This window comes from Streptomyces sp. NBC_00820 (genome assembly GCF_036347055.1).
Taxonomy (GTDB): domain Bacteria; phylum Actinomycetota; class Actinomycetes; order Streptomycetales; family Streptomycetaceae; genus Streptomyces.
In genome coordinates this window covers 5,141,569-5,167,770 of the sequence record NZ_CP108882.1, presented here as the reverse complement: position 1 = coordinate 5,167,770, position 26,202 = coordinate 5,141,569, and the positions used below count along the sequence as shown (strand labels likewise).

The window sequence follows — 26,202 nt, the reverse complement described above, 5'->3', positions numbered from 1 at the left end:
TTTCCGGCCCGCCGCCGGGAACCACGAGGGGTACCGCAGCGTCGTGTGCCGGAGGCACCTAATATCTGTCCATGACGGACGACGGAGCGGTGAGACGAGTGGAAGCGGTCCCTGCCACGTACTGGGCGCCCGGGACGCCGATCCTGTGGCGGTACCGGGAGAACGCCGGTGAGCGCTTTCACATCGTGCGGCCGGTCACCGTCGTACGGGACGACGCGGACGTGCTCGCGGTCTGGATGGCGCCCGGCACCGAGTGCGTGAAGCCCGTGCTGGCCGACGGCAAACCCCTGCACCTGGAGCCGCTGGAGTCCCGTTACACCAAGCCGCGCACGGTGCAGCGGGACCGCTGGTTCGGCACGGGTGTGCTGAAGCTGGCGCGGCCCGGCGAGCCCTGGTCGGTGTGGCTGTTCTGGGACCAGGGCTGGCAGTTCAAGAACTGGTACGTCAACCTTGAGCAGCCGCTGGCCCGTTGGGCGGGCGGTGTGGACTCCGAGGACCACTTCCTGGACATCACCGTGAACCCGGACCGCAGTTGGGACTGGCGGGACGAGGACGAGTTCGCGCAGGCGCAGCGGGACGGGTTGATGGACGAGGAGACCGCCGGGCGGGTGCGGGCGGCCGGGCTGGCCGCGGTGGAGACGATCCGTGCCTGGGGGCGGCCGTTCGCGGACGGCTGGCAGCACTGGCGCCCGGACCCGTCCTGGGCGGTACCGTCGCTACCGGGGGACTGGGACCGCACACCCGCGCGCATGTCCTCATGAGACCCTTGATGCGCCCCCGGACCACAACCGTAGGATCGTCCTCCGCAAGGCGCCGAGTTGTAACTCCCGGAGCATGTGCCGGGCTTGACCTTATGTCACCGAGGGGCGGCAGGACGTGATCGAGGGGTACGAGGGCAACACCACCGCGGGCCCTGCCGGGTTCGCCGGCGGCGCGGGAACAACCTGTGACCACGCGGGAATTCCGTTCCTGGGGCACGTATTCCGGGTATCGGGATTTCGGCGGGACCATCTGCGCGCCCGGCGCGCAGCCCCGGACGGATGGATTCGACACGCGTGACGGAGCAGCCCACGTCCTACGGACGCCCGCAGCCGGGCGCCGACCCCGCGGAGAGCCGCGGGGCGCTCCTGCGTACCCCGAACCCGCTCGGCGCCTCGGGCTTACCCGCACAGGCACGGGCCGACGGAACACCGTCCGGCCCGGGCACGACCGTGCCCCACGGCAAGGGCAACAAGGAGAAGGAGCCCCCAGTCAACGGCCCCGAGCACTCCCAGCCGGCCACCGACGAGCCGGCGGGGTCATCTCCCGCGCGTGCGCAGTCGAGCGTGGGAGACCACCGTCCGCGTCCCGCGCCGGAGGGCATTCCGCCGCAGCCCGGCGCCGAGCAGGAGCGCACGCCGAGCGGCCAGGAACGCCGTACCGGGCGGGGCCTGCCGCCCGGGCGGCCGATGCCGATGCGGCGTGACGGCGACCGGCTGAGGTTCGTGGGCGCCGCGACGCGGCGGATCGCCCGCGGTCTCGACCTGGACGAGATCGTGATGGGCCTGTGCCGGGCCACCGTGCCGACGTTCTCGGACGCGATCCTGGTCTATCTGCGCGACCCGCTGCCGGTCGGCGACGAGCGGCCCACCGGGCCGGTCGTGCTGCGGCTGCGCCGCTCCGACCGGATACCCGACGAGCGCGGCACCGAGGGCCTGCTGCCCCCGCCCTTCCCGGAGCCGGAACCGGACCCGTCGGGTCTGGCCGTGTTCTCGGGATTGTCGGGTCCCGCGGCGCTGACCGCCGAGCTGTGCGAGGTGCGGCCCGGAGGCGCGCTGAACGAGGTGCTGCGCGGGGTGCGGCCGGTGTTCGCGGACACCCCCGCCGCCCGTGCCGCGCTGCCCGAGCTGCTCGGCGAGGGCGGCGAGGCGGTCGTACCGGAGGGCCAGCACGCGATCCTCGCGCCGCTGCGCGGCCGGCGGCGGGTGATCGGCGCGGCGGTGTTCCTGCGCCGGCCGGAGCGCGCGCCGTTCGAGGTGGACGATCTGCTGGTGGCGGCGCAGCTCGCCACGCACAGCGCCCTCGGCATCGACAAGGCGGTGCTGTACGGCCGTGAGGCGTACATCGCCGACGAGCTGCAGCGCACCATGCTGCCGGAGACGCTGCCGCATCCGACGGGGGTGCGGCTGGCCTCGCGCTATCTGCCGGCCGCGGAGACGGCGCGGGTGGGCGGCGACTGGTACGACGCGATCCCGCTGCCGGGCAGCAGGGTGGCGCTGGTGGTCGGTGACGTCATGGGGCACTCCATGACCTCGGCGGCGATCATGGGCCAGCTGCGGACGACGGCCCAGACCCTGGCCGGGCTCGACCTGCCCCCGCAGGAGGTGCTGCACCACCTCGACGAGCAGGCGCAGCGCCTCGGCACGGACCGCATGGCGACCTGTCTGTACGCCGTCTACGACCCGGTCACGCACCGCATCACCATCGCCAACGCGGGCCATCCGCCGCCGGTGCTGCTGCACCTGGGCGGGCGGGCCGAGGTGCTGCGGGTGCCGCCGGGCGCGCCCATCGGCGTGGGCGGCGTCGACTTCGAGGCGGTCGAGCTGGACGCGCCGGCCGGGGCCACGCTGCTGCTGTACACGGACGGTCTGGTGGAGTCCCGGCTGCGGGACGTGTGGACCGGGATAGAGCAGCTGCGCGAGAAGCTCGCCGCGACCGCGCAGCTGACCGGCCCGGACCATCCGCCGCCGCTGGAGGCCCTCTGCGACGAGGTGCTGGACATGCTCGGCCCGGGCGACCGGGACGACGACATCGCGCTGCTCGCGGCCCGCTTCGACGGGATCGCGCCGAGCGATGTGGCGTACTGGTCGCTGGATCCGGAGGACGCGGCCCCCGGCCGGGCCCGCCGGCTGGCCCGGCGCGCGCTGTCGCGGTGGGGCATGGAGGACCTGACGGACTCGGTGGAGCTGCTGGTCAGCGAGGTGGTCACGAACGCGGTGCGTTATGCCTCGCGCCCGGTGACCCTGCGTCTGCTGCGCACGGACGTGCTGCGCTGCGAGGTCGGCGACGACGTGCCGCAGCTGCCGCGGCTGCGGCAGGCGCGGGCCACGGACGAGGGCGGGCGGGGCCTGTACCTGGTCAACAAGATGGCCCGGCGCTGGGGCGCGACCCGGCTGAGCACCGGCAAGGTGGTCTGGTTCGAGCTGAACCGGAGCTGAGCCCCGGTTCTCCGGTGGCGGACACGCGAAGGGCGCCCGGCGTGCTGCCGGGCGCCCTTCGTGTGCGCGGTTACTGTGCCTTCTGGGCCTTCGGGTCGAACGGGTTCCTGATCGTGGGGCCCCCGGTCGGCGGCCCGGTCGTCGTGGCCGGCGGCGTGGTCGGCGTGGTCGGCGTCTGGGTCGGCGGCGCGCTCGTGGGCGGCGCGCTCGTCGTCTCGGTCGGCGGCGCGGACGTCGGCGGTTCGCTGGTCGCCGTCTCGGAGGGGGTCTCGGACGGAGTCTCGCTGACGGTCGGCGTCTGGGTCGCGACCGCGGCGCCCTGGGTGGTGTTCAGGTCGAACGTGGCCTTGTCCGTGACACCGAAGGTGTACGCGGCCCAGATCTGCGCGGGCGGACCGCCGCCGTTGACGCGGCCGCCGCCCATCGCGCCCTTCAGGGAGACGTGCGCGTACTGCTTGATCGGCTCGTCGTCGCAGCCCGTGCCGCCGGCCTTGGCCGCCTCGCCGAACAGTCCGACGGAGGTGACCAGGTCCGGCGTGTAGCCGGTGAACCAGGCGGAGCGGTTGCAGTCGGACGTACCGGTCTTGCCGGCCACCTGCTGGCCGTTGCGCAGCGGGTTGTTCGCCACCGACTGGCGGGCCGTACCGTCGTCGACCACGCCGGTGAGCACGGAGGTCACCGTGTCGGCGGCCGTCCGGCTGATCACCGAGCCGCCGATCGGGTTCGGCATCTTGACCGAACGATCCGTCTGCTCGGCCGTCTTGACGATGCTGGGGGTGACCTTCTCGCCGTGGTTGTCGAGGGTGGCGTAGATGCCGGCCATCTCCAGCGGGCTGGCGCCCATCGAGCCCAGCGTCTGCGCGGGCACGGCCTGCATGCCCTCGGTGTCCATGCCGAGCTGCTTGGCGGTGGCCATGACCTGGTCCATGCCCACGTCCACGCCCATCTGCGCGAAGACGGAGTTGACGGACTTGTCCATGGCCTCCTGGACGGGGATGTTGCCGTAGTCGGCGTCGTCCTCGTTGGGCGGGCCGAAGCCGACGTTGACGCCGTGGCTGACGGCCTGGCGGCCGCTGGTGCCGTCGTAGACCGTGTTGGCGTCGATGGGCTTGCCGTCCTGCGTGGTGGCGTTCTGCTCCAGCGCGGCGGCGAGGATGATCGGCTTGAACGTCGAGGCGGGCTGGTAGTCCCGGCGCGTGGCGTTGTCGGTCCAGTGCGAGAAGTAGTCCTGGCCGCCGTACAGGGCGACGATCTTGCCGGTCTTGGGGTCGACCGAGACCGCGCCGGCCTGGACGTCGGCGTCGACCTTGCGCTTCTTGGGGTCGAGGTGGTCGTTCAGCTGCGTCTTGACCGCCTTCTCCAGCGCGGCCTGCTTCTTGCGGTTGACGTTCAGGGTGATGGTCCAGCCCTGTCCCTCGACCTTGGCGGAGGCCTCGGCCCTGGACAGCCCCTCTTCCTTCATCAGCTGGTCCGCCACCTCGGCGTTGGCGAGGGAGACCAGGTAGCCCGTCTGCCCCTCCATGCCCGGGGCGCCCTTCGGCTCCTTGGGCACGGGGAACTTCATGGCCTCACGCTTGGACTTGTCGAGCCAGTGCTCCTCGACCATGTTGTCCAGGACGTAGTTCCAGCGGTTCTTGACCAGCCGCCTGCTGGTGGGGGTCGCGGTCGACCAGTCGTACTGGCTGGGCGCCTGGAGCAGCGCGGCCAGGTAGGCGCCCTGCTCGACCGTGAGGTCCTCGGCGTCCACGCGGTAGTAGGCCTGCGCCGCGGCCTGGATGCCGTAGGCGTTACGGGCGTAGAAGTTGCTGTTGATGTAGCCGGCGAGGATGTCGTCCTTGGACTTCTCGCGCTCCACCTTGAGCGAGATGACCAGTTCCTTCAGCTTGCGCGAGGCGGTCTGCTGCTGGTCGAGGTAGTAGTTCTTGACGTACTGCTGGGTGATCGTCGAACCACCCTGCTTGCCCTTGCCGGCCAGCGTGTTGAGCAGGGCTCGGGTGGTGCCCTTGATGTCGACGCCGGGGTCGGTGTAGAAGGACTTGTTCTCGGCCGCGACGAAGGCCAGCTGGACCTTCCGGGGGACCTTCGACAGGTCGACGTTCTCCCGGTTCACCTTGCCGGCGCGGGCCAGGACCGTACCGTCGTTGTACTTGTAGACGTTGCTCTGGAGCTTGGCCAGTTCGTTGCCCTCGGGGACGTCGACCGACATGTACAACGCGGTGAAACCGCCGATGGCGAGCAGGCACAGTCCGAAGAACGTGCCGAGCATCGTCTTCCAGGTGAAGAGCCGGCGTATTCGGCCCTTGGCGGGCTTGCCCGCCCTGCCGCCGGCCGCCCGGCCGCTGCCGGCGGCGGGTGACGCGGTCGCCGGGGACTGCGAGTGGTGGCTGGGCGCCGCGCGGCGGCCACCACGCTGACGCGCTCGTCTCTCTTCCGCTCGTCCCATGGGTCCCTTCGCTCCGCTTCCGTCTCGGGGTCAGCTCCGAAAGCTAACACCCCCCTATATGACAAAGGGCGTCTGATCCGCCCTTTTACGGACGTGAGAATGAGCACCTGCCCCATGGGAACCGACGAACAACAGCGCCCCCAGGTTGCCTCCCGGCGCGATCCGATACCGGTTCTCCGCCTGCCGGACGACGCCGGGGCAGCGGGCGCGCCGTTCGGAACTGTGACATTCACCCGTCACCTGCACACCCTCACCGCTGGTCATGGGGCATCACCGGTGCGTATACACCGCGCGTATACACCGTGTGTAGAGTGCTCCGCATGTCCATCGGTCACACCCTTCTAGGACTCCTGGAGTCCGGCCCCCGGCACGGCTACGACCTGAAGCGGGCCTTCGACGAGAAGTTCGGCCACGACCGGCCGCTGCACTACGGCCAGGTCTACTCGACGATGTCCCGGCTGCTGAAGCACGGGCTCGTGGAAGTCGACGGCATCGAGGCGGGCGGCGGCCCCGAGCGCAAGCGGTACGCCATCACGGACGCCGGCGTCACCGACGTCGAGCGCTGGCTCGCCACCCCGGAGAAGCCGGAGGAGTACCTCCAGTCGACCCTGTACACCAAGGTCGTCCTCGCGCTGCTCACCCACCGCGACGCCACCGACGTCCTCGACACCCAGCGCTCCGAGCACCTGCGCAGCATGCGGATCCTGACCGACCGCAAGCGCAAGGGCGACCTCGCGGACCAGCTGGTCTGCGACCACGCCCTGTTCCACCTGGAGGCGGACCTGCGCTGGCTGGAGCTGACGGCCGCGCGGCTGGAGCGGCTCCGCACGGAGGTGGCGAAGTGACTCCTCCTCCCGGCTCCCTGCTCACCGCCGAGAACCTGCGCAAGGCCTACGGTCCGACGCTCGCCCTCGACGGCGCCGACTTCTCCATCCACCCCGGCGAGGTCGTCGCCGTGATGGGGCCCTCCGGTTCCGGCAAGTCGACGCTGCTGCACTGCCTCGCGGGCATCGTGCCGCCCGACTCGGGTTCGATCCGCTACGACGGCCGCGAGCTGTCCACCATGACCGACGCCCAGCGCAGCGCGCTGCGGCGCGGCGAGTTCGGCTTCGTCTTCCAGTTCGGACAGCTCGTCCCGGAACTGACGTGCGTGGAGAACGTGGCGCTGCCGCTGCGGCTGAGCGGCACCTCCCGCAAGGAGGCCGAGAAGGCGGCGCTCGGCTGGATGGAACGCCTCGAGGTCGACGACCTCGGACGCAAGCGGCCCGGCGAGGTCTCGGGCGGCCAGGGCCAGCGGGTCGCGGTGGCGCGGGCGCTGGTCACCGGCCCCCGGGTGCTGTTCGCCGACGAGCCGACCGGCGCGCTGGACTCCCTCAACGGCGAGCGCGTGATGGAGCTGCTGACCGACGCCGCCCGCTCCACCGACGCGGCCGTGGTGCTGGTCACCCACGAGGCGCGGGTGGCCGCCTGGTCCGACCGGGAGATCGTCGTACGGGACGGCAGGTCCCGGGACATGGAGCGCACTGCATGAACCTGCGAGGGGGGCGGCTCCCGGCCCGGACGGAGCCGAGGGCCTGGCACAGGTCCAGGGACCTGGCCATGGGGGCACGGTTCGCCTTCACCGGCGGACGCGAGGGGTGGGTACGGCTGACGCTGACGGCGGTCGGCGTCGGGCTGGGGGTGGCACTGCTGCTGCTGACGACCGCGCTGCCGAGCGTGCTGACCCAGCGGCACCAGCGTGAGCAGGACCGGCAGGAGGGCCACATGTTCTCCATGGTCCTGCCGCCGAAGGCCGACGACACCGTGCTGATCACGTCGACCGACACCCGGTGGCACGCCAAGGACGTCCGCGGCCGCCTGCTGGAACCCGAGGGCCCGCGGGCGCCGTTGCCGCCCGGCGTCGGCCGCTTCCCGGGCAAGGGCGAGATGGTGGTCTCCCCCTCGCTGCGGGACCTGCTCGCCTCGGACGGGGCGAAGCTGCTGCGGCAGCGGATCCCGTACCGGATCGCCGGGACCATCGGGGAGAGCGGGCTGATCGGATCGCACGAACTGGCCTACTACGCGGGCGCGGACGACCTGGTGCCGAAGCCGGCCAACATGCGCGTGCAGCGGCTGCACGCGTTCGGGGACCCGGATCAGCGGCCCGAGCGGACCGACCCGGTGCTGATCCTGCTGACGCTCGTCATGTTCGTGACGCTGCTGATGCCGGTCGCCGTGTTCGTCGCCACGGCCGTACGGTTCGGCGGCGAGCGGCGTGACCGCAGGCTGGCCGCGCTGCGTCTGGTGGGCTCCGACAGCCGGATGACCCGGCGGATCGCCGCGGGCGAGGCGCTGGTCGGCGCCCTGCTCGGACTCGTCGTCGGGGCCGTGTTCTTCATGGCCGGACGGCAGGCGGCGGGGTCCGTCGAGGTGATGGGCGAGAGCCTCTTCCCCAGTTATCTGGACCCCTCCCCGGTGCTCGTGGCGGTGGTCGCGGTGGCGGTCCCGGTGTGCGCCGTGCTGGTCACGCTGTTCGCCATGCGCCGGGTGGTCGTCGAACCGCTCGGCGTGGTGCGTACGGCCAGGCCGGCCCGCCGGCGCCTGTGGTGGCGGCTGCTGGTGCCGGTCGCGGGCCTCGCCCTGCTCTACCCGATGATCGGCAAGGGGCGCTCCCACGGCGACTTCAACCAGTACCTGGTGGTGGCCGGCGTCCTGCTGCTCCTGGTCGGCGTCACCGCGCTGCTGCCGTGGATCGTGGAGGCGGTCGTGGCCCGGCTCGGGGCGGGCGCGCTCTCCTGGCAACTGGCTGTGCGGCGGCTTCAGTTGAGCAGCGGTACGGCGGCCCGCATGGTCAACGGCATCGCCGTCGCGGTGGCCGGGGCGATCGCCCTGCAGATGCTGTTCGCGGGCGTGGAGAGCCAGTACACCAAGGACACCGGCCGGGATCCGGAGCGGGCGCAGATGGAGATCGACCTGTCCGACCGGACCCCCTCGGCGGCCTTGGGCCCCGCGTTCGCGCGGACCAAGGGGGTGCGGGCCTCGGCGGCGCTGTCCACGGTGAGCATCGGCGACAGGCGCCGCGACCCCGGCCACTTTGCGAGCGTCACCGTCGGCGACTGTGCCGCGCTGCGCGAGCTGGCCCGGCTGCCCTCCTGCCGGGACGGCGACGCGTTCGTCGTGGACCGCCCCGGCACCGACCAGGCCCGGCGGTCCTTCCTGCGGCCGGGCAGCCACGACTTCCTCGACCCCACCTTCACAAAGCCCCTCCCCGGCCGCGAAATCCCCTGGACGGTGCCGGCCGGCGTGCGCACGGCGACCGTCCGCGCGGACTCGCTCCAGCAGGGCGTCGACGGCCTGCTCGTCACCCCGTCCGTGCTCCCCGCACGGGCCGTGGCCGGGGGGTACGGCCAGGTCTACGTCCGCCTCGACCTGTCGGTGCCGGACGCGGAGGAGTACGTGCGCAACACGGCCGCGCGGGTGGACCCCCTCTCCAGCGCCTGGCACTGGACGGCGACCGAGCAGTCCGGGCGGTACACGTCCCTGCGCACCGGCCTGTTCGTCGGCGCGGCCTGCGTGCTGGCGCTGATCGGCGCGAGCCTGCTGGTCTCCCAGCTGGAGCAGCTGCGCGAGCGGCGCAGGCTGCTGTCGGCGCTGGTCGCCTTCGGCACCCGGCGCCGCACGCTGGGCCTGTCGGTGCTGTGGCAGACGGCGCTGCCCATCGCACTCGGACTGCTGCTGGCCTCGGTGGTGGGCCTCGTGCTCGGCGCGGTCCTGCTGAGGATGACGGCGACCCCGGTGACCGTGGACTGGCCGAGCGTGCTGTCCATGACGGGCGTCGGCGCGGCGGTGGTCCTCGCGGTGACCCTGCTCAGCCTTCCGCCGCTGCTGCGGCTGATGCGGCCGGAGGGGCTGCGGACGGAGTAGCGGAGCAGGCGGGCGTCAGGGCCCCTCCCCGGCATCGGGGAGGGGCCCTCTCGCGTTCCCGTCACGACGCGTCGTCGAGTACCCGCACGGGCAGCGGGCGCATGGACTCGCGCAGGGCGGCGGCCAGTTCCCGGTACTCGGCGCCGCGGGCGGCGCCCGCCCGCATGGCCAGGGCGATGCGGCGGCTCGGTGCGGGATCGGCGAAGGAGCCGGTGCGCAGTTCGCTGCTGCGGGTCGTCTCGACCTTCACCGCGGTGCGCGGCAGCAGCGTGCAGCCGAGGCCGCCGGCCACGAGCTGGACCAGTGTGGACAGGCCGGCGGCCGTGGTGGTGACCGGGGCGCCCACCCGTCGCCCGCCACCACCCTCGGCCGAGGGGCCTCGCCCCGCCCCCTTGAACTGCCGCCCGGCCTCCCGGCAGATCTCCAGCGCCTGGTCGCGCAGGCAGTGGCCCTCGTCCAGGAGCAGCAGGTTCAGCTCCCTGAGCGCCTCGCGGGGGATGCCCTCGCGGCCGCCGAGCTCATGGTCCAGCGGGGTGACGAGCACGAAGTCCTCGTCGAAGAGCGGGAGTTCGGTGACCCCGGGCACGCCGAGGGGCACCGCGAGCAGCAGCAGGTCGAGCCGGCCGGAGTGCAGGCCGTCGACGAGGCTGGCGGTCTGCTCCTCGTGCACCTGGAGGTCGAGGTGCGGATACCGCTCGTGCACCAGCCGCAGCACGGTGGGCAGCAGATACGGCGCGACGGTCGGGATGACCCCGAGCCGCAGGGCCCCGGTGAACGGCGCCCGGACCGCCTCGGCCTCCTCCAGCAGCGCCGAGACCTCGTCCAGCACCGCCTTGGCCCGCACGGCGAGACGCTCACCGGCGGGCGAGAGCAGCACCTTGCGGGTCGTACGCTCGAGGAGGGTCACCCCCAGGATCTCCTCCAGCGCCGAGACCGCGCCGGACAGGGCGGGCTGGCTCATCCCGATGGCCGCCGCGGCGTCCCGGAAGTGCAGGTGCTCGGCGACGGCGGCGAAGGCCCGCAGCTGCGCGAGGCTGGGCTGGCGGCGCTTGCCGCTACTGACGGTCACTGATAGCCACCTCCGATCAACATGACCTAGTGTAGCTATTTCCCTAATCAATGCACCCTGTGCAAGCATCGACGGCGTCCAACCCAAGGGAAGCCTCCCCACGAGGGAAGCTTCCTCGCTGCAAGGAGAGCACGTGCTCACTGTCGGTGACAAGTTCCCCGAGTTCGAACTCGCTGCCTGCGTCTCGCTGGAGAAGGGCAAGGAGTTCGAGACGATCACCCACAAGACCTACGAGGGTTGGAAGGTGGTCTTCGCGTGGCCCAAGGACTTCACCTTCGTGTGCCCCACCGAGATCGCCGCGTTCGGCAAGCTGAACGAGGAGTTCGCCGACCGTGACGCCCAGGTCCTCGGCTTCTCCGGTGACTCCGAGTTCGTGCACCACGCCTGGCGCAAGGACCACCCGGACCTGACGGACCTGCCGTTCCCGATGATGGCCGACCCCAAGCACGAGCTCATGCGTGACCTCGGCATCGAGGGCGAGGACGGCTACGCCAAGCGCGCCGTCTTCATCGTCGACCAGAACAACGAGATCCAGTTCTCCATGGTGACCGCCGGCTCCGTCGGCCGTAACCCCAAGGAGGTCCTGCGGGTCCTGGACGCCCTGCAGACCGACGAGCTGTGCCCCTGCAACTGGAGCAAGGGCGACGACACCCTGGACCCGGTCGCGCTGCTGGCTGGTGAGTGACCCATGTCGCTCGACTCGCTGAAGTCCCGTGTTCCGGACTACGCCAAGGACCTGAAGCTCAACCTGGGCTCGGTCATCGGCAACTCCGACCTCCCGGCGCAGCAGCTGTGGGGCACCGTGCTGGCGACCGCCATCGCCTCGCGCTCCCCGATCGTGCTGCGTGAGCTGGAGCCGGAGGCGAAGGCGAACCTCACGCCGGAGGCGTACACCGCGGCCAAGTCCGCGGCCGCCATCATGGCGATGAACAACGTCTTCTACCGGACCCGCCACCTGCTGTCCGACCACGAGTACGGCACCCTGCGCGCGGGCCTGCGGATGAACGTCATCGGCAACCCGGGCGTGGACAAGGTCGACTTCGAGCTGTGGTCGTTCGCGGTCTCCGCGATCAACGGCTGCGGCATGTGCCTGGACTCGCACGAGCAGGTGCTGCGCAAGGCCGGCGTCGAACGCGACGTGATCCAGGAGGCGTTCAAGATCGCCTCCGTGGTTCAGGCCGTCGGCGTCACGCTGGACGCCGAGGCCGTTCTGGCCGAGTAACCGGCCCGGTCCCGACCCGAGGGCCTCGTTCACTCCTTGTGGACGGGGCCCTCGGTGTTCTGCTGCTGCGGCACGACCTGTCCCATCGAGTACTGCCGCAGGTACCCCACCACCGTGTTCGTGACCGCCACCAGCGGCACGGCGACCACGGCGCCACCGATGCCGGCCACCATGCCGCCGGTGGCCACCGTGAGGACCACGGCCAGCGGGTGGACACGGACCGCGCGGCCCAGGATGAACGGCTGCAGGACGTGTCCCTCGATCTGCTGGACGGCGAGGACGACCGCCAGGGTCATGACCGCGGCGAAGACGCCCTGGGTCACCAGGGCGACCACCACCGCGAGCGCGCCGGAGGCGACCGCGCCGACGAGGGGGATGAAGGAGAACAGGAAGATGAAGACGGCCAGCGGGACGGCCATCGGAACGTTCAGGAAGTAGATCCCGAGTCCGATGAAGATGGCGTCGATCAGGGCGACCAGGACCGTGCCCCGGACGTAGGCCGTCAGGGTGCGCCAGGCGCGCGGGCCGGCCCCGGCCACGCCCGGACGGGCGGCGGCGGGCACCAGCTTCAGGGACCACTGCCAGATGCGCTTGCCGTCGTAGAGCAGGAACAGCGTCGAGAAGAACACCAGCAGGATGCCGGTCAGGGCCTCGACGACGACCTGAACTCCCTCCAGGCCCGCCGACGTTATCTGGTCGGTGTTGGCTCCGATGGCCTCGCGGAGGTTCTTGGCGATCTGGTTGATCTGCTTGTCGGTGACGTGGAAGGGGCTCTTCAGCAGCCAGTTGCGCAGGTCGTCGATGCCGCTCTGGATCTGGTTGGAGAGGATGTCGATGTTCTCCATGACCTGCCAGGTCACGAACCAGCACATCAGGCCGATGACGGCGAAGCCGGAGATGGCGGTGAGCGAGGTGGCCAGGCCGCGCGGCACGCCGTAGTTCCGCAGCCGGGCGACCGTCGGCTGGAGCAGCGCCGTGATGAGCAGGGCGATGACGAAGGCGAACACCACCAGTTGGACGGCGCTGATGATCCGCATCAGCACCCACACGGTGCCGGCGAGGACCAGCAGCCGCCAGCCCGCCTCGGCCGCGACCCGCACACTCCAGGGGACGGCCTGCGCGGGGTCGGGGCGGGACGCGGCGTGCGCGGGGGCCACCGGGGCGGGGGACTTGGGGGGCGAGGCGGATACGGGCGGCGCCTCGCCGGACGCGGGGGCCGGCACGACGGGGACGACGGCATCGGCGGGGGCGTCGGCGGTGTCGGTGGCGGCGGCCGCGTTGGTGGTGTCGGCGTCGTGGACGGGAGCGGACCGTTCACGGACGGACGAATCGCGAACTGCCGGTTCGGGGACCGCCGGTTCGGTGACGGACGACTCAGGGACGGACGGTCCGCGGACGGCGGCGGGCTCAGGGACAGCGGCCGGTTCGCGCAGGGGTGGATCGGGGGTGGGCGGATCGGGCAGGGAGGTCTCGTTCTCGACCTCGACTCGCCGCTCGTCCAGACGCTCGCTCATCTCGGTCAGGCCTGCTCCGAGGCGGCGGAGCCACCCTGGCACTCGCGACATGTCCGGTCCCCTTCTCCCGCGTCTCGGGCGCTCGCCAACGCTCCCCTGGAGACGTTCGCGTACGACCGTACAGGGCGAAAGCCCCTCCCCTTAGGACGGGGAGGGGCTGCGCGGGGTTGAGCGAGAGCTGGGGAGAGGCTCAGTACCAGCTGTTGGCCTGCCAGTACGTCCAGGCCTGACAGGGGCTGCCGTACCGGCCGTTCATGTAGCTCAGGGTCCACTTGATCTGGGTGGCCGGGTTGGTCTGCCAGTCGGCGCCGGCGGAGGCCATCTTGGTGCCGGGCAGCGCCTGACCGAGACCGTACGCGCCGGTGGAGGCGTTGACCGCGTGGTAGTTCCAGCTGGACTCGTGGTTCACGATGTTGCTGAAGCACTGGAACTGACCGCCGCCGACGATCTGCCTCGCCATCGCCTGGATCTGGGCGACGGTGTAGCTGCTCTGGGTGGGGAAGCTGGAGGCGTCACGGACGTCGTCGCGGCTGGCCGCGGCCTTCGCCTCGATGCGCTCCTTCTCCAGCTTGGCCGCCTTCTCGGCGGCCTCCTTCTTCGCGATCGCGGTCTCGGCTGCTGCCTTGCGGGCCGCCGCTTCGGCGTCCTTCTTGGCGCTCGTGTCCGCGGCGATGGCCTGTGCGTCGGCCTGCTGCGTCAGGGACGCGGTCTGTACCTGGGCCTGCTCACCCACGGGTATGTCCGCGAGGAGCGTGGTGTCGGCAGCCGTCGCCTCGGCGTCGTTGTGGGGCTGCGCGACGCTGCCCGAGGCAACTCCGACGACGCTTCCGACGGCGGTGACCGCGGTGGCGGAGGCCACTGCGAATCCCCGGACCGAAATCCGGCTCACACGGTTTCCTTCCAGCATCGCCCGCTTCGGTGACCCTGGCGGACGCAATCGTGCCCCTGAACACAGGCCTCCCAACTGCGGGGTCACGGGAGGCACGGGCCCGGTGGGCAACTCCCGCACGGGGAGCGCCGCGTGAAGCTCGGGCGGCATACGACAAGCAGTATGGAGTTGGTGCTGTCTACGTGGTGCCGTACGTCCCCCATCGCCTCAAGGACGTGGGAGGTACCCCTAGGGGTACAGATGTGTCGTATGCGGGGCCTGACAGGAGTGAGACTCTGCCGCAACCGGACGCCGGGAGGCAATTCTGTGTTGGGTGTGAAACGTCACATCTCGTTTGGCCCTTGGGATTTCAGGAAACCTGCACACGTCAAAGCGCCGCCCGGCTAAGCTCTTCGGCTTTGCCGGACGGCGCCTATGAATGCCGATTCCGCGTCAGATGTGACCGTCCTCCAGCATTTCGGTCACAAGGGCGGCAATCTGGGACCTCTCGGACCGCGTCAGTGTGACGTGGGCGAAGAGGGGGTGCCCCTTGAGCTTCTCCACCACGGCGACCACGCCGTCGTAGCGACCCACGCGCAGATTGTCCCGCTGTGCCACGTCGTGGGTGAGAACGACCCGTGAGTTCGCGCCGATACGGGAGAGAACGGTCAGCAGGACGTTCCGTTCGAGTGACTGCGCCTCGTCCACGATCACGAACGCGTCGTGCAGCGAGCGGCCGCGGATGTGGGTGAGCGGCAGGACCTCCAGCATCCCGCGCGCGGTGACCTCCTCGATGACGTCGCGGCTGGTGACCGCGGAGAGGGTGTCGAAGACGGCCTGCGCCCAGGGGCTCATCTTCTCCGCCTCACTGCCCGGCAGATAGCCCAGTTCCTGCCCGCCCACCGCGTACAGCGGCCGGAAGACCATCACCTTCTGGTGCTGGCGGCGCTCGAGGACCGCCTCCAGGCCCGCGCACAGCGCGAGCGCCGACTTGCCGGTGCCGGCCCGGCCGCCCATCGAGACGATGCCGACGTCCGGGTCGAGCAGCAGATCGAGGGCGATGCGCTGCTCGGCGCTGCGGCCCTTGATGCCGAACGCCTCCCGGTCTCCGCGCACCAGACGGACGTTGCCGTCGGCGGTGACCCGGCCGAGCGCCTTGCCGCGCTCGGACTGGATGGTCAGCCCCGTGTGCACGGGGAGGTCGGAGGCCTCCGGGACAAAGGTGTGCCCGTCCTCGAAGAGGATGTCCACCTGCTCACCCGACAAGGTGAGTTCGGACATTCCGGTCCAGCCGGACGAGTCCGTGATGGCCAGTTCGGCACGGTACTCCTCGGCCAGCAGGCCGACGGAGGACGCCTTGATGCGGAGCGGCAGATCCTTCGAGACGACGGTGACGTCGAACCCCTCGGCCTGCAGGTTGCGGGCCACCGCGAGGATGCGCGAGTCGTTGTCCCCCAGGCGGTAGCCGGTGGGCAACACGCTGGGGTCCGAGTGGTTGAGCTCGACGCGGACGGTCCCGCCCAGTTCACCGATGGGGATGGGGGCGTCGAGGCGACCGTGCTTCACCCGGTAGTCGTCCAGCAGGCGCAGGGCCTGGCGGGCGAAGTAGCCGAGTTCGGGATGGTGCCGCTTGGCCTCCAGCTCCGTGACCACCACGATGGGGAGCACGACCTCGTGCTCGTCGAAGCGGGTCAGGGCGTTCGGGTCGGACAGCAGGACGCTGGTGTCGAGAACATAGGTGCGCCGGTCGGGCTTGTGGCGCTTTGTGCTGGTCACCACGGAAGGACGTACCCCCTCGGATGAGGTCGGGGAGCGACGAAGTGGAACTGGACCGGTCCTGGCCCCCGCATGCGGCGGGCCTGGAACCGGCCCTCCGCGGCTGCTTCCGTGCAGTGACCGCACGGTCGGGCTGGTGCAAAGGGCCTCCCGGGCGGACGGCCCCTGCCGCCCGCTGAGATCCGACACCCGTGGTTCGGGTGTCGACCTGCTTGGCTTATGCCCTCGAACACGCGCGGCCATGCAAAAGCGGCCACGGACGCACTGGTGAACTCCTTGTTACTTCCGTCCCGGACTGGGTATACGGAGCGCCCCGCCGCGGTGGTGGCCGGCGGGGCGCTCGGTGTGCGTCGTGCGGGTGCGGCGGTCTTCAGCCGCCGAAGCGGCGGTGCCGGGCGGCGTAGTCGCGCAGGGCGCGCAGGAAGTCGACCTTGCGGAAGGCGGGCCAGAAGACGTCGCAGAAGTAGTACTCGGAGTGGGCCGTCTGCCAGAGCATGAAGCCGGACAGCCGCTGCTCGCCGCTGGTGCGGATCACCAGGTCGGGGTCGGGCTGGGCGCCGGTGTAGAGGTGGCGGCCGATCATGTCGATGTCGACGGCCTCGGCGAGGTCCGCCATCGGCACGCCCCTGTCCCGGGCGTCGTACAGCATGGAGCGCACGGCGTCGGCGATCTCCTGGCGGCCGCCGTAGCCGATGGCCACGTTGACCACTATCCCGCCGACGTCGGCGGTGGCCTCCTCGGCCTCCTTGAGGGTGTGCTGCATCCCGGACGGCAGCAGGTCGCGGGTGCCGACGTGGTGCACGCGCCAGCGGCCGTCGGCGGCGAGGCTGCGGACGACGTCCTCGATGATGCCGAGGAGCGGGCCCAGCTCGTCCTGCGGGCGGTCGAAGTTGTCCGTGGACAGCAGCCACAGGGTGACGACCTCGACGTCGGTCTCGGTGCACCAGCCGAGGAACTCCTCGATCTTCTCGGCGCCGACCCGGTGGCCGTGGACCGTGCTGGAGCCGGCGGCCTTCGCCCAGCGGCGGTTGCCGTCCATGATGACGCCGATGTGCTTGGGCACCTGAGCGTGGTCCAGGTGACCTTCCACCCGGCGCGCGTAGAGCCTGACGAGCAGGCCGCGCAGCTTGTCGCGCAGGTTCACGTGAGAGCCCCTCCATGTGGCCGCGGTTGCGGTCCCCGCGGTGGCCGAGCCTACCGGTGGAGCCGGCTCGCTCGTGGCGGGGGGTTTGGGTGCTTGATCAGTACGGACAGGGGGCGCGGACGTCCGGCGCGGGACCGGCACGGACCGGCGCGGCACCCGTGCGGGTCCGGCGCGGACCCGGTCGCGCCCGGGGGCCTCGGCCGTACGGCGGCACGGCCTCGGGCCCCTGAGTGGGGACGCCCGCCGGTCCCCTTCCGGTTCCCGGCGATGCCGCGGAAACGTGCGGGGACCTCCCGGAGAAAAAAACGGGCCGGTCCGTGGGGGGGAGACGGACCGGCCCGAGGGGGGGTTTCCACCATAACCCTTCGTGAGGGATGGTGCGTGCATCGGCGCGCCACAACTACTCTGCGGAGTCGCCCGACGACGCCCCGGTGGGCTGGAGCGCAGGATTCCGGGGTGCTTCATGGCCGGTTCACAGCGGAATCCCAGGAGATTCGGCCAGATGCGAGGCGATCAAGAGGATTTGAGCCGTCCTGGTGACCCATCGGCGAGTCGTCCGGCGTCCCTCCGACGGGCGACCCCGCCGGCGAACGGTGACTTGACGGTTCCGCTCCCGGATTCCCGGACGTCACGGCAGCGCGCGGCCCCCCGCACCGCGCGACACCACCCCTGTTTCTTTGCCCACGCGAATTACGCCGGTCCGAACTTGTGCGGCGCGTGGGGCAGAAGTGAGCCGCGGTGGACGACAAAGCGAGAACCGAAAGGGAAACCGCGGGTGAACCCGGCTTCGATTCGGCCCCGTCCGCCCCATTCGTCAGGGGGTCGGCTTCCGGACGTCGAAGAGTTGCCGGGCGCTGTGCGCCACGAACGGGCCCTCCTTCTCGATCCGCCCGTGCAGCGCACGGAGCCGGGACTCGTACGCCTCGACGGTGAAGCCGGGGACCATCCAGACCACCTTGCGCAGGAAGTGGACGACGGCGGCGATGTCGTGGAACTCCATCCGCAGCCGCTCCGCCCGCAGGTCCACGACCTCCAGGCCGGCCGCCTCCGCCCCGGCCCGCTCGCGGTCGGGGTGCCGGCCGGCCCGCACGTCCTCCGGCAGGGGGCCGAGGAAGTACTCGACCAGTTCGAACACGCTGCTCGGCCCGACGTGCTGGGCGAAGTACGTGCCGCCCGGCCGCAGCACCCGGGCGATCTCCGCCCACCGCGGGCTCACCGGGTGCCGGCTGAGCACCAGGTCGAACGCCTCGTCGGCGAAGGGCAGCGGGGCGTCGTCCCGTGCCTCGACGACCACCACACCGCGCGGGCGCAGCAGCCGGGTGGCCTTCGCCGCGTTCGGCGGCCAGCCCTCCGTGGCGGCGATGAGCCTCGGGCGCTCCGGGGCGGCCGCGGCCAGGGAGACGTCGAACACCTCCCCGCCACCGGTCTGGATGTCGAGCGCGCCCTCGGCCCGGGCCAGCCGCTCCCCCGCCGACCGCGCGTACCCCCACGAGGGCCGCGCCTCGCTGGCCCGCCCCTCGAACCAGGAGAAGTCCCATCCCTCGGTGGGTACCGCCGCACCCTCGGCCACGAGATCCTCGAAAGAACGATCATCCGCCATACGCGTCATGGTCCCAGGGCGTTGTCAGACCGTCCTGCTAATTTCCGTGCCCATGACGACTCCTGACGCCCGCTACGGCGCCGACGAGAAGAAAACCCTCCTCGCGAGCATGAACCGCCACCGAGACGCCGTGCTGTGGAAGCTGGACGGACTGGACGACGAACAACTGCGGCGCCCGATGACCCCGACCGGGACCAGCCTGCTCGGCCTCGTGAAGCACCTGGCCTCGGTGGAGTACGGCTGGCTGGTGGAGACGTTCGGCCGGGAGGCGGAACCGCTCTGGTTCGACCCGTACAAGAGCGAGGACATGACCGTCGCCCCCGACGAGACGACGGAACAGATCCTCGCCTTCTACGGCCGCGCCCGCGCCGCCGCCGACCGCACCATCACCGAACTGCCCCTGGACGCGGTGGGCCGCCCGGCGTGGCGGGACCACTCCGTCTCCCTGCGCTGGACCGTGGTCCACATGCTCACGGAAACGGCCCGGCACGCCGGTCACATGGACATCGTGCGCGAACTCCTCGACGGCGAGACCGGCGTCCACCCCGCGCCTACGTCCACGTCCGCGTCCACCGACTGAGCCACCCGGACACCACGTCGGTCGGGAGGCGGACGGTCAGCTCTCGGGGGGCCGTCCGAGCGCGAGGAGGACGTGTTCGTCCTCCCCGTGCCCATCGGTGCCGACCCGTGCGAAGCCGTGTCTCTCCAGCAGGCGGACGGAGGCGGTGTTCGCGGAGCGGGGGTCGGCGTACAGGGGCCGTACGGACTCCAGGTCCAGGAAGAGGGCGAGGGCCCGGGTGCCGATGCCCCGGCCCCAGTACGGCCGCCCGAGCCAGTACCCGACGAAGCGGCGCCCGTCCTGTGTCCAGGACACGACGTTCCCGGCCGTCTCCCCGCCGACGGTGACCGTCCGCACCAGGCTGTCGGGATCGCCGAGCACCCGCTGCCGCCAGTGCGTGAGGAAGGCCTCGCGCGGCCGGGGCGTGAATCCGGAACGCCGCAGGGCTTCGGGGTCGTGCTCGTAGGCGAGGAAGAGAAGAAGGTCGTCGTCGGCCACCTCCCGCAGGCGCACATGGCCGTGCGCGTCGTATCCGCCTCGCTCGCCGTATCCGTCCGGCTCGTCCGTCACACGTCGGTCGGTCATGCTTCGCAGTGTGGCACCCGCCACTGACAACGCCCCGGCGACGACGATGCGGCCGACTCCGCCGCGCGGGTGGGTACGGTCGGTGCGGAGGTGGGGCCGTGACCGGACAATGGCGGGACGGGCGGGGGAACTTGGTGATCCCGCGGGGCGGTGACGGGGCTGTGGTCACCGTTGCGCTGGAGATCGCGGCCTCCTACCGCGCCCGTACCAGAGGGCTGCTGGGGCGTGACGCGATCGAGGGGGCGATGCTGCTCTCCCCGGCCGGCAGCGTGCACACGTTCCGGATGCGCTTCCCCATCGACGTGGCGTACCTCGACCGCCGCCTCACCGTCATTGCGGTGCGCACGATGGTGCCGGGTCGCCTGGGCCTGCCCCGGCCGCGCTCCCGGCACGTGCTGGAGGCGGAGGCGGGGGCCATGGAGCGGTGGGGAGTGACAGCGGGGGTGCGGCTGGCCGTCGAGTCCCTTCAGGCGGGCCGGGGGTAGACGCGGTCGCCGGTGTCCTCGGCCGTGGCCGTGGCCGTGGCCGTGGATCCGTGTCGCGGGCCGACGGCGACACGGACGGGCACGTGCTTCGGCGCGCCGCCGGTGATGCCGGGGTCGGCCAGTGATCCGGCGACGTCGCCGAGGACTTCCAGAGCGGTCCGGAAGTCCTCCTCCGCCGCGCCGTCCGGTGTCACGACGTCCCGCCACACGACGACCACCCGCGAAGAGCCCGAGGTCTCCGTACGCAGCCCCTCCCACAGGGAGTCGGCCAGCGCGTCCCAGCTGCGGGAACTCGTCAGCGGCGGATCGAGCGGCAGCGTCTCCCGGACCGCGTGGAAGAAGGACTCGCGGTCCGCCCTGCCGTCCGTGTCGAGGACGTACAGCGCGAACCCGCGCCGGGAGGCCTCGTCCAGGACTTCCCGGATCCCGCTCGGAGTGACGACGTCGAGCCCGTCGGTGAATCGCATGCCTCACACCGTATGCGTCCCCCTCAGCCTCCCGAACGCGGGAAGGAGACCTCCACCCTGCGGTTCTTCTTCCGGCCCGCCTCCGAGGAGTTGTCCGCGATCGGGTACTGCTCGCCGTAGCCGCGTACCTCGAAGGTGATGCCGGGGTCGTTGAGGTCCTGGTCCAGGACGGCCTGTACGGCGTTGGCGCGCTGCTTGGACAGGACGTCGCCGTGGGCCGAGGAGCCCAGGTCGTCCGTGAAGCCGAAGACGCGGACCTGGGTCGCGTGCTGCTTCTTGATCTCCTCGACGATCGTCGCGATGCGGGCCTTGGCCTCTCCGCCGAGCTTCGCGCTGTCCTTGCCGAAGAGGACCTCGGCCTGAAGGGCGAAGGTGACGTCCGCGTTCGTGTCCTCCCTGCGCTCGTCCCCGCTCTGGTCCTCCACGACCGACTTGATGTCCAGCACCTTCGGCTCCGCGAGGGTGGCGCCTTCCGGGAGCTTGAGGTCGGGGTCGGTGGGGTCCACTTTCACCGGCGCGGCCGCGGTGGGCGCCGTGCCCGGGGGCTCGCTGGGGTCGGTGTCGTCAGCGTGGGCCAGCGTGAGGTTGGCTGCCGCGAGGAGGGCTGCGGCGGTGAGGGGGAGGGTGAGGGTGAGGGTGAGGCGGGGTGTGGTGGTCACTTCGGCCTCAACCGGAGATTTTGATGGGGGCGGTGGGGAAGGTGGGCAGCTGGAAATCGACCTCTGAAGTGGTGGTCGGAGGAGAGGGGAACTGCATGAACACCGACAATGACTGGCCGGCCGCCAAAGTCGGCATACCCGTCGTGGTGAGCGGCCGACCATCCGTGTCGCGCAGGACGTAGTAGCGCTTCTTGCTCTTGGAGTCGACGAGCGTGGCACCACCGAGCGAGCTACCGTTTTTGCTGATCTCGGTCTCATTGCCACTGAGGTCGGAGGGGATCACCGCTGTCTTCCCGCTGTCGTTCTTCAGATTGCCATTCACGGTGACGAAGCCGCCCGCGTCGCGATCGGCGGACATGATCTGAAGGAGCAGGCCATTCGGTCCGTGCAGTTCGGCCAGCGGATCTGCGGACTGACCCTCCTGCGGGCTCGGTCCGGATCCGCCGCTCTTGGAAGTCGTCGCGGAGGCCTCCGGCTTCTTGTCGTCACCGCCCCCTCCACCGCAACCGGCCACACCACACGTCAGGCCGATCGCGATGCAGACCGCGACCATTCCCCTGCGAGCCCTCGCAACGGACCGATTACTCATCGCCCCTGCTTCCCTTCACACTTGTCGTTCGCTTGTCAGTCAGCCAGATGGACATCGAACAGGTCCTCGGGCGACGGAAGGCCGGCTTCATCCTTCGGATCCAGTTTCCAGACCCTGCCGTCGTCGCACGTGAGACTGGGCAACGGTGAGGTGTCGGCGGCCTCGGCGGGAGGGTCGAAGTCGCAGAGCTGTTGGATCACAGCCGTGGCGGACTCGGTCGACTTGATGTCACTCACCCCAGGGACGACGGAGTCTCCCAACGGCTTGTTCGTCCTGACCTGGACCACGAACTTCAACGGCTCGGGATTGTCACAGGCAAGCACTTCCGCGTCGTTCTCCGCCGCGAGTTGCTCGGCCCGCCAGCACGAGGGAGCGAAGTCCGCCTTGCCGTCCAAGATGTCCTGCCACTTGGTCGGGTCCGTCAGGCTCTCCAGCCACTTCCCCGTGATCTGGTTTCGGCGGTTCTGGGCCGCCGCCAGCGCCGCCGCATCCGCTGCGCTCTGGGCGCCGCTGCGATTCACGGAGGCCTGCCCCACCGCCAAGTAGGCCAACGCAAGGAAGAGCAGGCCTGCCACCACCGTGATGTAGATGGGGAAGGCCTGCCCTCGGTCGCCGAAAGCGCTCGGATGAATCAGGTGATCTCGGCGATCTTGGCCTTGATCTTGTCGAGGACGGCATGACCGATATCCGTACCCGTGATCGCCAGCACGATCGCCACCACCACCGCGATGATCCCCAAATACTCGACGGCGGTCTGCCCCTTGTCGTTGCCGCGTCGCTGCACGGCGACCACCAGTTTCAGCATTCGATCGCTCACGGTGTTCCCCTCCAGCTTCGCCTTCGATCCGCACAACGTACGGCGGAACATCCCGGCCCCCACAGGGCCCCAGGGCCCACCCCTGGACCCATTTCTCCCCGCGCATCTCAGGCCACCCCCAGCCACTTCGCCGCCGCCTGGGACCTGTTCGTGGTGTGGAGCTTGGCGAAGATGCGGTTGATGTGGTTCTTGACGGTCTTCTCGCTGATGAAACAGGCGGCGGCGATCTGCTGGTTGGTCAGGCCGGACGCGATGAGGTCCATGATCTCCGCCTCCCTGATGCTCAGTTGGAACTGCGACCGGAACGACTGTCCCACAGGGGATTGCAACTGTGAAAGCGATTGAGTCGAAGATTTACCTACGGGAACGGGGTTTTCCGCCCCGGAGTGTGCAGTCGCACTCGACATCAGGGCGCCCAGCAACGCCTTCGCCGCCCCCGGTGTCACATGGGGCCGGCCCTCCCGGACGTCCCGTACCGCCCGTACCAACTGCTCGGCGGTGAACTCGCCGTGCACCAGATAGCCCCCCGCACCCAGTCGCAGCGCCTCCCGCACGGTCTCCGCCTCGTGGCTGTAGGTCAGCATCATGACGGGGGCCAGCCGGACCAGGTGCGGCAATGCGGAGATTCCGTCGACGCCGGGCATGCGGACGTCGAGGAGGACGACGTCGGGGCGGTGCCGCAGCGTCGCCTCGTAGGCCTCCCGGCCGTCCGCCACCGCCGCCACCACCGTGGTGTCCTCGCGGTCGGCGAGGAGGGCGGTGAGGCCCGCGCGGACGACGGGGTTGTCGTCGGCGATCACGAGGCGGAGCTGGGGCGTGGCGGGGCTGGACGGGAAGCCCTGCCGGGGGTTCTGGTGCCGCATCGGGTGCCTCCTCCCGGAGATGGGGAACATCGGGCCGTCAGGTGTCCTGCGCCGGGGCGTCCGGGGCGAGGGCGCGCAACGGCAGTTCCACCCTGACCTCGGTGCCGCGTTCGTGCTCACCCCGGCCGATACGGATCCGGGCCCCCGCCTCGGCGGCCCGTTCGACCATGCCGAGGAGGCCGAAGTGGCCGTGGTCGCGGAGGTGTTCGAGGGTCGTGCCGGCGGGCAGGCCCCTGCCGTCGTCGTAGACCGTGAGGCGGAGCTGGTTGCCCTCGACGCCCGCCGTCACTTCCACGCGTGCCGCGTCCGCGTGCCGGTGCACGTTCTCCAGGGCCTCTGCGGTGATGGCCAGCAGGTGGCGGGCCAGGGGTGGGGGGACGGGCGGAAGAGCGGCCTCTCCGGTGCGCCTGCAGACGGTGGGGAGGCCCGACCGGCTCGCCGCGTCCGCCGTCCGCGCGCGCAGTGCCGGCCAGAGGTCCCCCGCAGACGCTCCCTCCCGTTCCCCTTGCTCCCCGCGCAGGTCCGTCAGGAGTTCGCGGGACTCCGCCGCCGCCCTCCGTGCCGAGCGGGACACCAGTTCCGCCTGTTGCCGGATGCGGGCCGGGTCGGGATCGGGAGCCGCGGTCGTCGTCGCGAGGGCGTCGGCCGCGAGGGCCACGCCGTGCAGCGTCTTGGCCACCGAGTCGTGCATCTCCCGGGCCAAGCGGGCCCGTTCCGCGTGGACCGCCTCCGTCGCCGCCAGGCGGGCCTGGACCGTCGTCAGGGCCTGGGTGGCGGCGCCGAAGCGGAGCATCAGGTTGCGCAGGGTGGAGCCCATGGCCCCGGCGATGACGCACAGGCCGGGCAGGAGGAGGGACTCGGCCACGGCCGCGTGGCGGTCGGCCTCCAGGGTGGCGTGGACGAGGAGCAGGATGAGCGACTGCAGGGAGGCGAAACAGGCCGCTCCCCGCCAGCCGTAGACCAGTCCGGCCAGCAGCGGCGTGCAGACGCTGACGTAGGCAAGTGTGGTGTCCGGACCGGCCGAGACGAGGAGGAGGGAGCCGAAGAGGGTGTCGGCGGCGAGGAGGCTGGGGTGGCGCAGGAGGAGCGGGCCGAAGCGTTCCCAGTCGCGGAAGAGGACGTAGGACACCATGAAGGTGACGACGACGGCCGCGCCGACCAGGCGCGCGCCCAGGCCGGGGGCGGCGTTGAGCAGGGCGGCCGGGGCTGCCAGGACGATCATCGCCAGCCGGAAGCCGAACACCTGCCGGCACATCGCCTGCAGGGCCCGGATCTGGATCTTCTCGGTCGGTTCGGGAAGCGGCACCGGTTCCCCGGGCACCTCCCGGCTCGCCCTGCCCTCCGCCCGGCCCCCAGCTCGGCCCCCCGCTCGACCCCCCGCTCGACCCCGCAGGGGCAGTCTCCCGAAGAGCAGTCGTCCGACGGACCGGCGCACGACGGACCAGCGCATGACGGACCGGCTCCCGGCCGGCCGGCGCCCGACCGCCCGGCGCCCCAGGCGTCTGCCTCGCTCTGTCACCCACACCGTCATGCCCCCGCTCACTCCCCCGTGAGCGACCCGAAGTCCACCCCGGACCCCAGCAGCAGGCCGGCGCCGAGCAGCAGCATGGTCGCCGGGACCATGAACGTGGTGATCATCAGCGTGGCCTTGGGGACCGCGCGGGCGGCCTTGCGGCGGGCGTTCTGGGCGTCCGTGCGGCGCATGTCCTTGGCGAGGGCGACCAGGGTGTCCACGATGGGCGCGCCCAGCTCCTCTCCCTGCTGCAGGGCCGTGACGAACATGGCGACCTGCTCGGAGTCGTTGCGGCGGCGCAGCTCGGCGAAGGCCTCGCGGCGGCTCATGCCGAGGTCCATCTGGCGCAGGGTGATGCGGAGTTCGTCGGCCCAGGGGCCCTCGTACCTGGAGGCCACCCGGTCGAGGGCCTGGCGGAAGCCGAGGCCGGCGCTGACCACGACCGCGAGGACGTCGAGGAAGTCCGGCAGGGTCCGTTCGATCACGTCCTTGCGGAGCCGGATGGCCGACCAGATGCCGACCTCCGTCCAGAACGCCCCGAACAGCAGCAGGAGCAGGGCCACGAACCACTGGCCGCGGAGCAGGAAGACCAGGAAGCCGACGCCGCCCAGGGCGCCGTAGACCGCGCGGCGGGCGGCGTAGCGGTCGATGGTGAGGCCGCCGGGGTTGCCCGCCAGGTCGATCCTGCGGCGGTACTTGGTGACGAGGCGGGGTCCCATGAGGCGCAGGACCGCGGGGGCGTAGCGCATGCCCATGCGGTCGATCACGGAGCCGACGGCGCCGGTGCGGGTGGCTCCGACCTCCAGGGCGATGGCCAGGTCGCCGGGGAGTTTCGCGTCCGCGCGGTACATGCGGATACCGGCGAAGGCGCCCCAGACGCCGAGGCCCATCAGCAGGGCGAGCAGCACAGCGGTCATCAGGACATCCCC

The 26,202-nt window shown here is 71.1% G+C and carries 25 protein-coding genes; 9 read left to right on the top strand and 16 right to left on the bottom strand.

What is annotated here, in order from left to right; translation table 11 throughout:
• Positions 1-71: 71 nt before the first annotated feature.
• The gene (fomD, locus tag OIB37_RS23490; protein ID WP_330459572.1) at positions 72-761 is read left to right on the top strand and encodes a cytidylyl-2-hydroxypropylphosphonate hydrolase; all 690 of its coding nucleotides are present in this window, start codon (positions 72-74) and stop codon (positions 759-761) included.
• 294 nt (positions 762-1,055) lie between these two features.
• Complete coding sequence (locus OIB37_RS23485; protein WP_330459571.1) at positions 1,056-3,197, top strand: SpoIIE family protein phosphatase; 2,142 nt, start codon at positions 1,056-1,058, stop codon at positions 3,195-3,197.
• 70 nt (positions 3,198-3,267) lie between these two features.
• Here the strand turns inward: OIB37_RS23485 and OIB37_RS23480 are convergent, their stop codons facing one another.
• On the bottom strand, positions 3,268-5,640 hold the full coding sequence (locus tag OIB37_RS23480; protein WP_330459570.1) for a transglycosylase domain-containing protein: 2,373 nt from the start codon (positions 5,638-5,640) through the stop codon (positions 3,268-3,270).
• A gap of 320 nt (positions 5,641-5,960) precedes the next feature.
• On the opposite strand from OIB37_RS23480, the gene OIB37_RS23475 reads away from it, so the two are divergent.
• From OIB37_RS23475 to OIB37_RS23465, 3 genes are all read left to right on the top strand, one after another.
• A complete protein-coding gene (locus OIB37_RS23475; RefSeq protein WP_330459569.1) occupies positions 5,961-6,485 on the top strand; it encodes a PadR family transcriptional regulator in 525 nt (174 codons plus the stop codon).
• Positions 6,482-7,171: an ABC transporter ATP-binding protein gene (locus OIB37_RS23470; protein WP_330459568.1), complete on the top strand. Its 690-nt coding sequence runs from the start codon at positions 6,482-6,484 to the stop codon at positions 7,169-7,171. Before OIB37_RS23475 ends, OIB37_RS23470 begins: the two co-directional genes overlap by 4 nt.
• A gap of 68 nt (positions 7,172-7,239) precedes the next feature.
• On the top strand, positions 7,240-9,543 hold the full coding sequence (locus OIB37_RS23465) for an ABC transporter permease (RefSeq protein WP_330459567.1): 2,304 nt from the start codon (positions 7,240-7,242) through the stop codon (positions 9,541-9,543).
• Between the two features lie 61 nt (positions 9,544-9,604).
• Here the strand turns inward: OIB37_RS23465 and OIB37_RS23460 are convergent, their stop codons facing one another.
• Positions 9,605-10,612: a LysR substrate-binding domain-containing protein gene (locus OIB37_RS23460; RefSeq protein WP_330459566.1), complete on the bottom strand. Its 1,008-nt coding sequence runs from the start codon at positions 10,610-10,612 to the stop codon at positions 9,605-9,607.
• Positions 10,613-10,745: 133 nt separating this feature from the next.
• On the opposite strand from OIB37_RS23460, the gene OIB37_RS23455 reads away from it, so the two are divergent.
• Positions 10,746-11,297: a peroxiredoxin gene (locus OIB37_RS23455; protein WP_330459565.1), complete on the top strand. Its 552-nt coding sequence runs from the start codon at positions 10,746-10,748 to the stop codon at positions 11,295-11,297.
• Positions 11,298-11,300: 3 nt separating this feature from the next.
• Positions 11,301-11,834, top strand: a complete 534-nt coding sequence (locus OIB37_RS23450; RefSeq protein ID WP_330459564.1) for an alkyl hydroperoxide reductase — start codon at positions 11,301-11,303, stop codon at positions 11,832-11,834.
• A 29-nt stretch (positions 11,835-11,863) separates the two neighbouring features.
• Here OIB37_RS23450 and OIB37_RS23445 read toward each other — a convergent pair whose 3' ends face one another.
• From OIB37_RS23445 to OIB37_RS23425, 5 genes are all read right to left on the bottom strand, one after another.
• Positions 11,864-13,399, bottom strand: a complete 1,536-nt coding sequence (locus OIB37_RS23445; RefSeq protein WP_330459563.1) for an AI-2E family transporter — start codon at positions 13,397-13,399, stop codon at positions 11,864-11,866.
• A gap of 139 nt (positions 13,400-13,538) precedes the next feature.
• Entirely contained in the window at positions 13,539-14,255 is a 717-nt protein-coding gene (locus OIB37_RS23440; RefSeq protein WP_330459562.1) for a transglycosylase SLT domain-containing protein, read from the bottom strand.
• Positions 14,256-14,669: 414 nt separating this feature from the next.
• Positions 14,670-15,995: a PhoH family protein gene (locus tag OIB37_RS23435; protein WP_330459561.1), complete on the bottom strand. Its 1,326-nt coding sequence runs from the start codon at positions 15,993-15,995 to the stop codon at positions 14,670-14,672.
• A 367-nt stretch (positions 15,996-16,362) separates the two neighbouring features.
• On the bottom strand, positions 16,363-17,136 hold the full coding sequence (locus OIB37_RS23430) for an isoprenyl transferase (RefSeq protein ID WP_330459560.1): 774 nt from the start codon (positions 17,134-17,136) through the stop codon (positions 16,363-16,365).
• A gap of 814 nt (positions 17,137-17,950) precedes the next feature.
• On the bottom strand, positions 17,951-18,736 hold the full coding sequence (locus tag OIB37_RS23425; protein WP_330459559.1) for a class I SAM-dependent methyltransferase: 786 nt from the start codon (positions 18,734-18,736) through the stop codon (positions 17,951-17,953).
• 52 nt (positions 18,737-18,788) lie between these two features.
• Between OIB37_RS23425 and OIB37_RS23420 the strand changes: the two genes are divergently transcribed.
• Entirely contained in the window at positions 18,789-19,316 is a 528-nt protein-coding gene (locus OIB37_RS23420) for a DinB family protein (RefSeq protein WP_330459558.1), read from the top strand.
• Positions 19,317-19,352: 36 nt separating this feature from the next.
• On the opposite strand, the gene OIB37_RS23415 is transcribed toward OIB37_RS23420, so the two are convergent.
• Positions 19,353-19,880, bottom strand: a complete 528-nt coding sequence (locus OIB37_RS23415; protein ID WP_330459557.1) for a GNAT family N-acetyltransferase — start codon at positions 19,878-19,880, stop codon at positions 19,353-19,355.
• A gap of 98 nt (positions 19,881-19,978) precedes the next feature.
• On the opposite strand from OIB37_RS23415, the gene OIB37_RS23410 reads away from it, so the two are divergent.
• Positions 19,979-20,365 carry a DUF192 domain-containing protein gene (locus OIB37_RS23410; protein WP_330459556.1) on the top strand — a complete coding sequence of 129 codons (387 nt, stop codon included), beginning with the start codon at positions 19,979-19,981 and terminating at the stop codon, positions 20,363-20,365.
• Here the strand turns inward: OIB37_RS23410 and OIB37_RS23405 are convergent.
• From OIB37_RS23405 to OIB37_RS23370, 8 genes are all read right to left on the bottom strand, one after another.
• Positions 20,347-20,832, bottom strand: a complete 486-nt coding sequence (locus OIB37_RS23405; RefSeq protein WP_330459555.1) for a barstar family protein — start codon at positions 20,830-20,832, stop codon at positions 20,347-20,349. The genes OIB37_RS23410 and OIB37_RS23405 overlap by 19 nt on opposite strands.
• Before the next feature lie 23 nt (positions 20,833-20,855).
• Positions 20,856-21,491: an OmpA family protein gene (locus tag OIB37_RS23400; protein ID WP_330459554.1), complete on the bottom strand. Its 636-nt coding sequence runs from the start codon at positions 21,489-21,491 to the stop codon at positions 20,856-20,858.
• 7 nt (positions 21,492-21,498) lie between these two features.
• Positions 21,499-22,080: a hypothetical protein gene (locus tag OIB37_RS23395; protein ID WP_330459553.1), complete on the bottom strand. Its 582-nt coding sequence runs from the start codon at positions 22,078-22,080 to the stop codon at positions 21,499-21,501.
• 35 nt (positions 22,081-22,115) lie between these two features.
• Positions 22,116-22,715, bottom strand: a complete 600-nt coding sequence (locus tag OIB37_RS23390) for a pilus assembly protein TadG-related protein (protein WP_443058282.1) — start codon at positions 22,713-22,715, stop codon at positions 22,116-22,118.
• Positions 22,712-22,897 (bottom strand): hypothetical protein, encoded by a 186-nt coding sequence (locus OIB37_RS23385; RefSeq protein WP_330462099.1) that lies wholly within the window; start codon positions 22,895-22,897, stop codon positions 22,712-22,714. The genes OIB37_RS23390 and OIB37_RS23385 overlap by 4 nt, the downstream gene beginning before the upstream one ends.
• Before the next feature lie 107 nt (positions 22,898-23,004).
• Positions 23,005-23,760, bottom strand: coding sequence for a response regulator transcription factor (locus OIB37_RS23380; protein WP_330459552.1), 756 nt, complete (start codon positions 23,758-23,760; stop codon positions 23,005-23,007).
• Positions 23,761-23,797: 37 nt separating this feature from the next.
• On the bottom strand, positions 23,798-25,210 hold the full coding sequence (locus OIB37_RS23375) for a sensor histidine kinase (RefSeq protein ID WP_443058192.1): 1,413 nt from the start codon (positions 25,208-25,210) through the stop codon (positions 23,798-23,800).
• Between the two features lie 89 nt (positions 25,211-25,299).
• Positions 25,300-26,190, bottom strand: coding sequence for a DUF5936 domain-containing protein (locus OIB37_RS23370; RefSeq protein ID WP_330459551.1), 891 nt, complete (start codon positions 26,188-26,190; stop codon positions 25,300-25,302).
• Positions 26,191-26,202: the final 12 nt, after the last annotated feature.

Bases quoted from the DNA above. Each gene is read 5' to 3' on its own strand.
- fomD (WP_330459572.1), top strand. From the start codon at position 72: ATGACGGACGACGGAGCGGTGAGACGAGTGGAAGCGGTCCCTGCCACG.
- OIB37_RS23480 (WP_330459570.1), bottom strand. From the start codon at position 5,640: ATGGGACGAGCGGAAGAGAGACGAGCGCGTCAGCGTGGTGGCCGCCGC.
- OIB37_RS23475 (WP_330459569.1), top strand. From the start codon at position 5,961: ATGTCCATCGGTCACACCCTTCTAGGACTCCTGGAGTCCGGCCCCCGG.
- OIB37_RS23465 (WP_330459567.1), top strand. From the start codon at position 7,240: ATGGGGGCACGGTTCGCCTTCACCGGCGGACGCGAGGGGTGGGTACGG.
- OIB37_RS23450 (WP_330459564.1), top strand. From the start codon at position 11,301: ATGTCGCTCGACTCGCTGAAGTCCCGTGTTCCGGACTACGCCAAGGAC.
- OIB37_RS23445 (WP_330459563.1), bottom strand. From the start codon at position 13,399: ATGTCGCGAGTGCCAGGGTGGCTCCGCCGCCTCGGAGCAGGCCTGACC.
- OIB37_RS23440 (WP_330459562.1), bottom strand. From the start codon at position 14,255: ATGCTGGAAGGAAACCGTGTGAGCCGGATTTCGGTCCGGGGATTCGCA.
- OIB37_RS23425 (WP_330459559.1), bottom strand. From the start codon at position 18,736: ATGGCGGATGATCGTTCTTTCGAGGATCTCGTGGCCGAGGGTGCGGCG.
- OIB37_RS23420 (WP_330459558.1), top strand. From the start codon at position 18,789: ATGACGACTCCTGACGCCCGCTACGGCGCCGACGAGAAGAAAACCCTC.
- OIB37_RS23415 (WP_330459557.1), bottom strand. From the start codon at position 19,880: ATGACCGACCGACGTGTGACGGACGAGCCGGACGGATACGGCGAGCGA.
- OIB37_RS23405 (WP_330459555.1), bottom strand. From the start codon at position 20,832: ATGCGATTCACCGACGGGCTCGACGTCGTCACTCCGAGCGGGATCCGG.
- OIB37_RS23395 (WP_330459553.1), bottom strand. From the start codon at position 22,080: ATGAGTAATCGGTCCGTTGCGAGGGCTCGCAGGGGAATGGTCGCGGTC.
- OIB37_RS23380 (WP_330459552.1), bottom strand. From the start codon at position 23,760: ATGCGGCACCAGAACCCCCGGCAGGGCTTCCCGTCCAGCCCCGCCACG.
- OIB37_RS23375 (WP_443058192.1), bottom strand. From the start codon at position 25,210: ATGCGCTGGTCCGTCGTGCGCCGGTCCGTCGGACGACTGCTCTTCGGG.
- OIB37_RS23370 (WP_330459551.1), bottom strand. From the start codon at position 26,190: ATGACCGCTGTGCTGCTCGCCCTGCTGATGGGCCTCGGCGTCTGGGGC.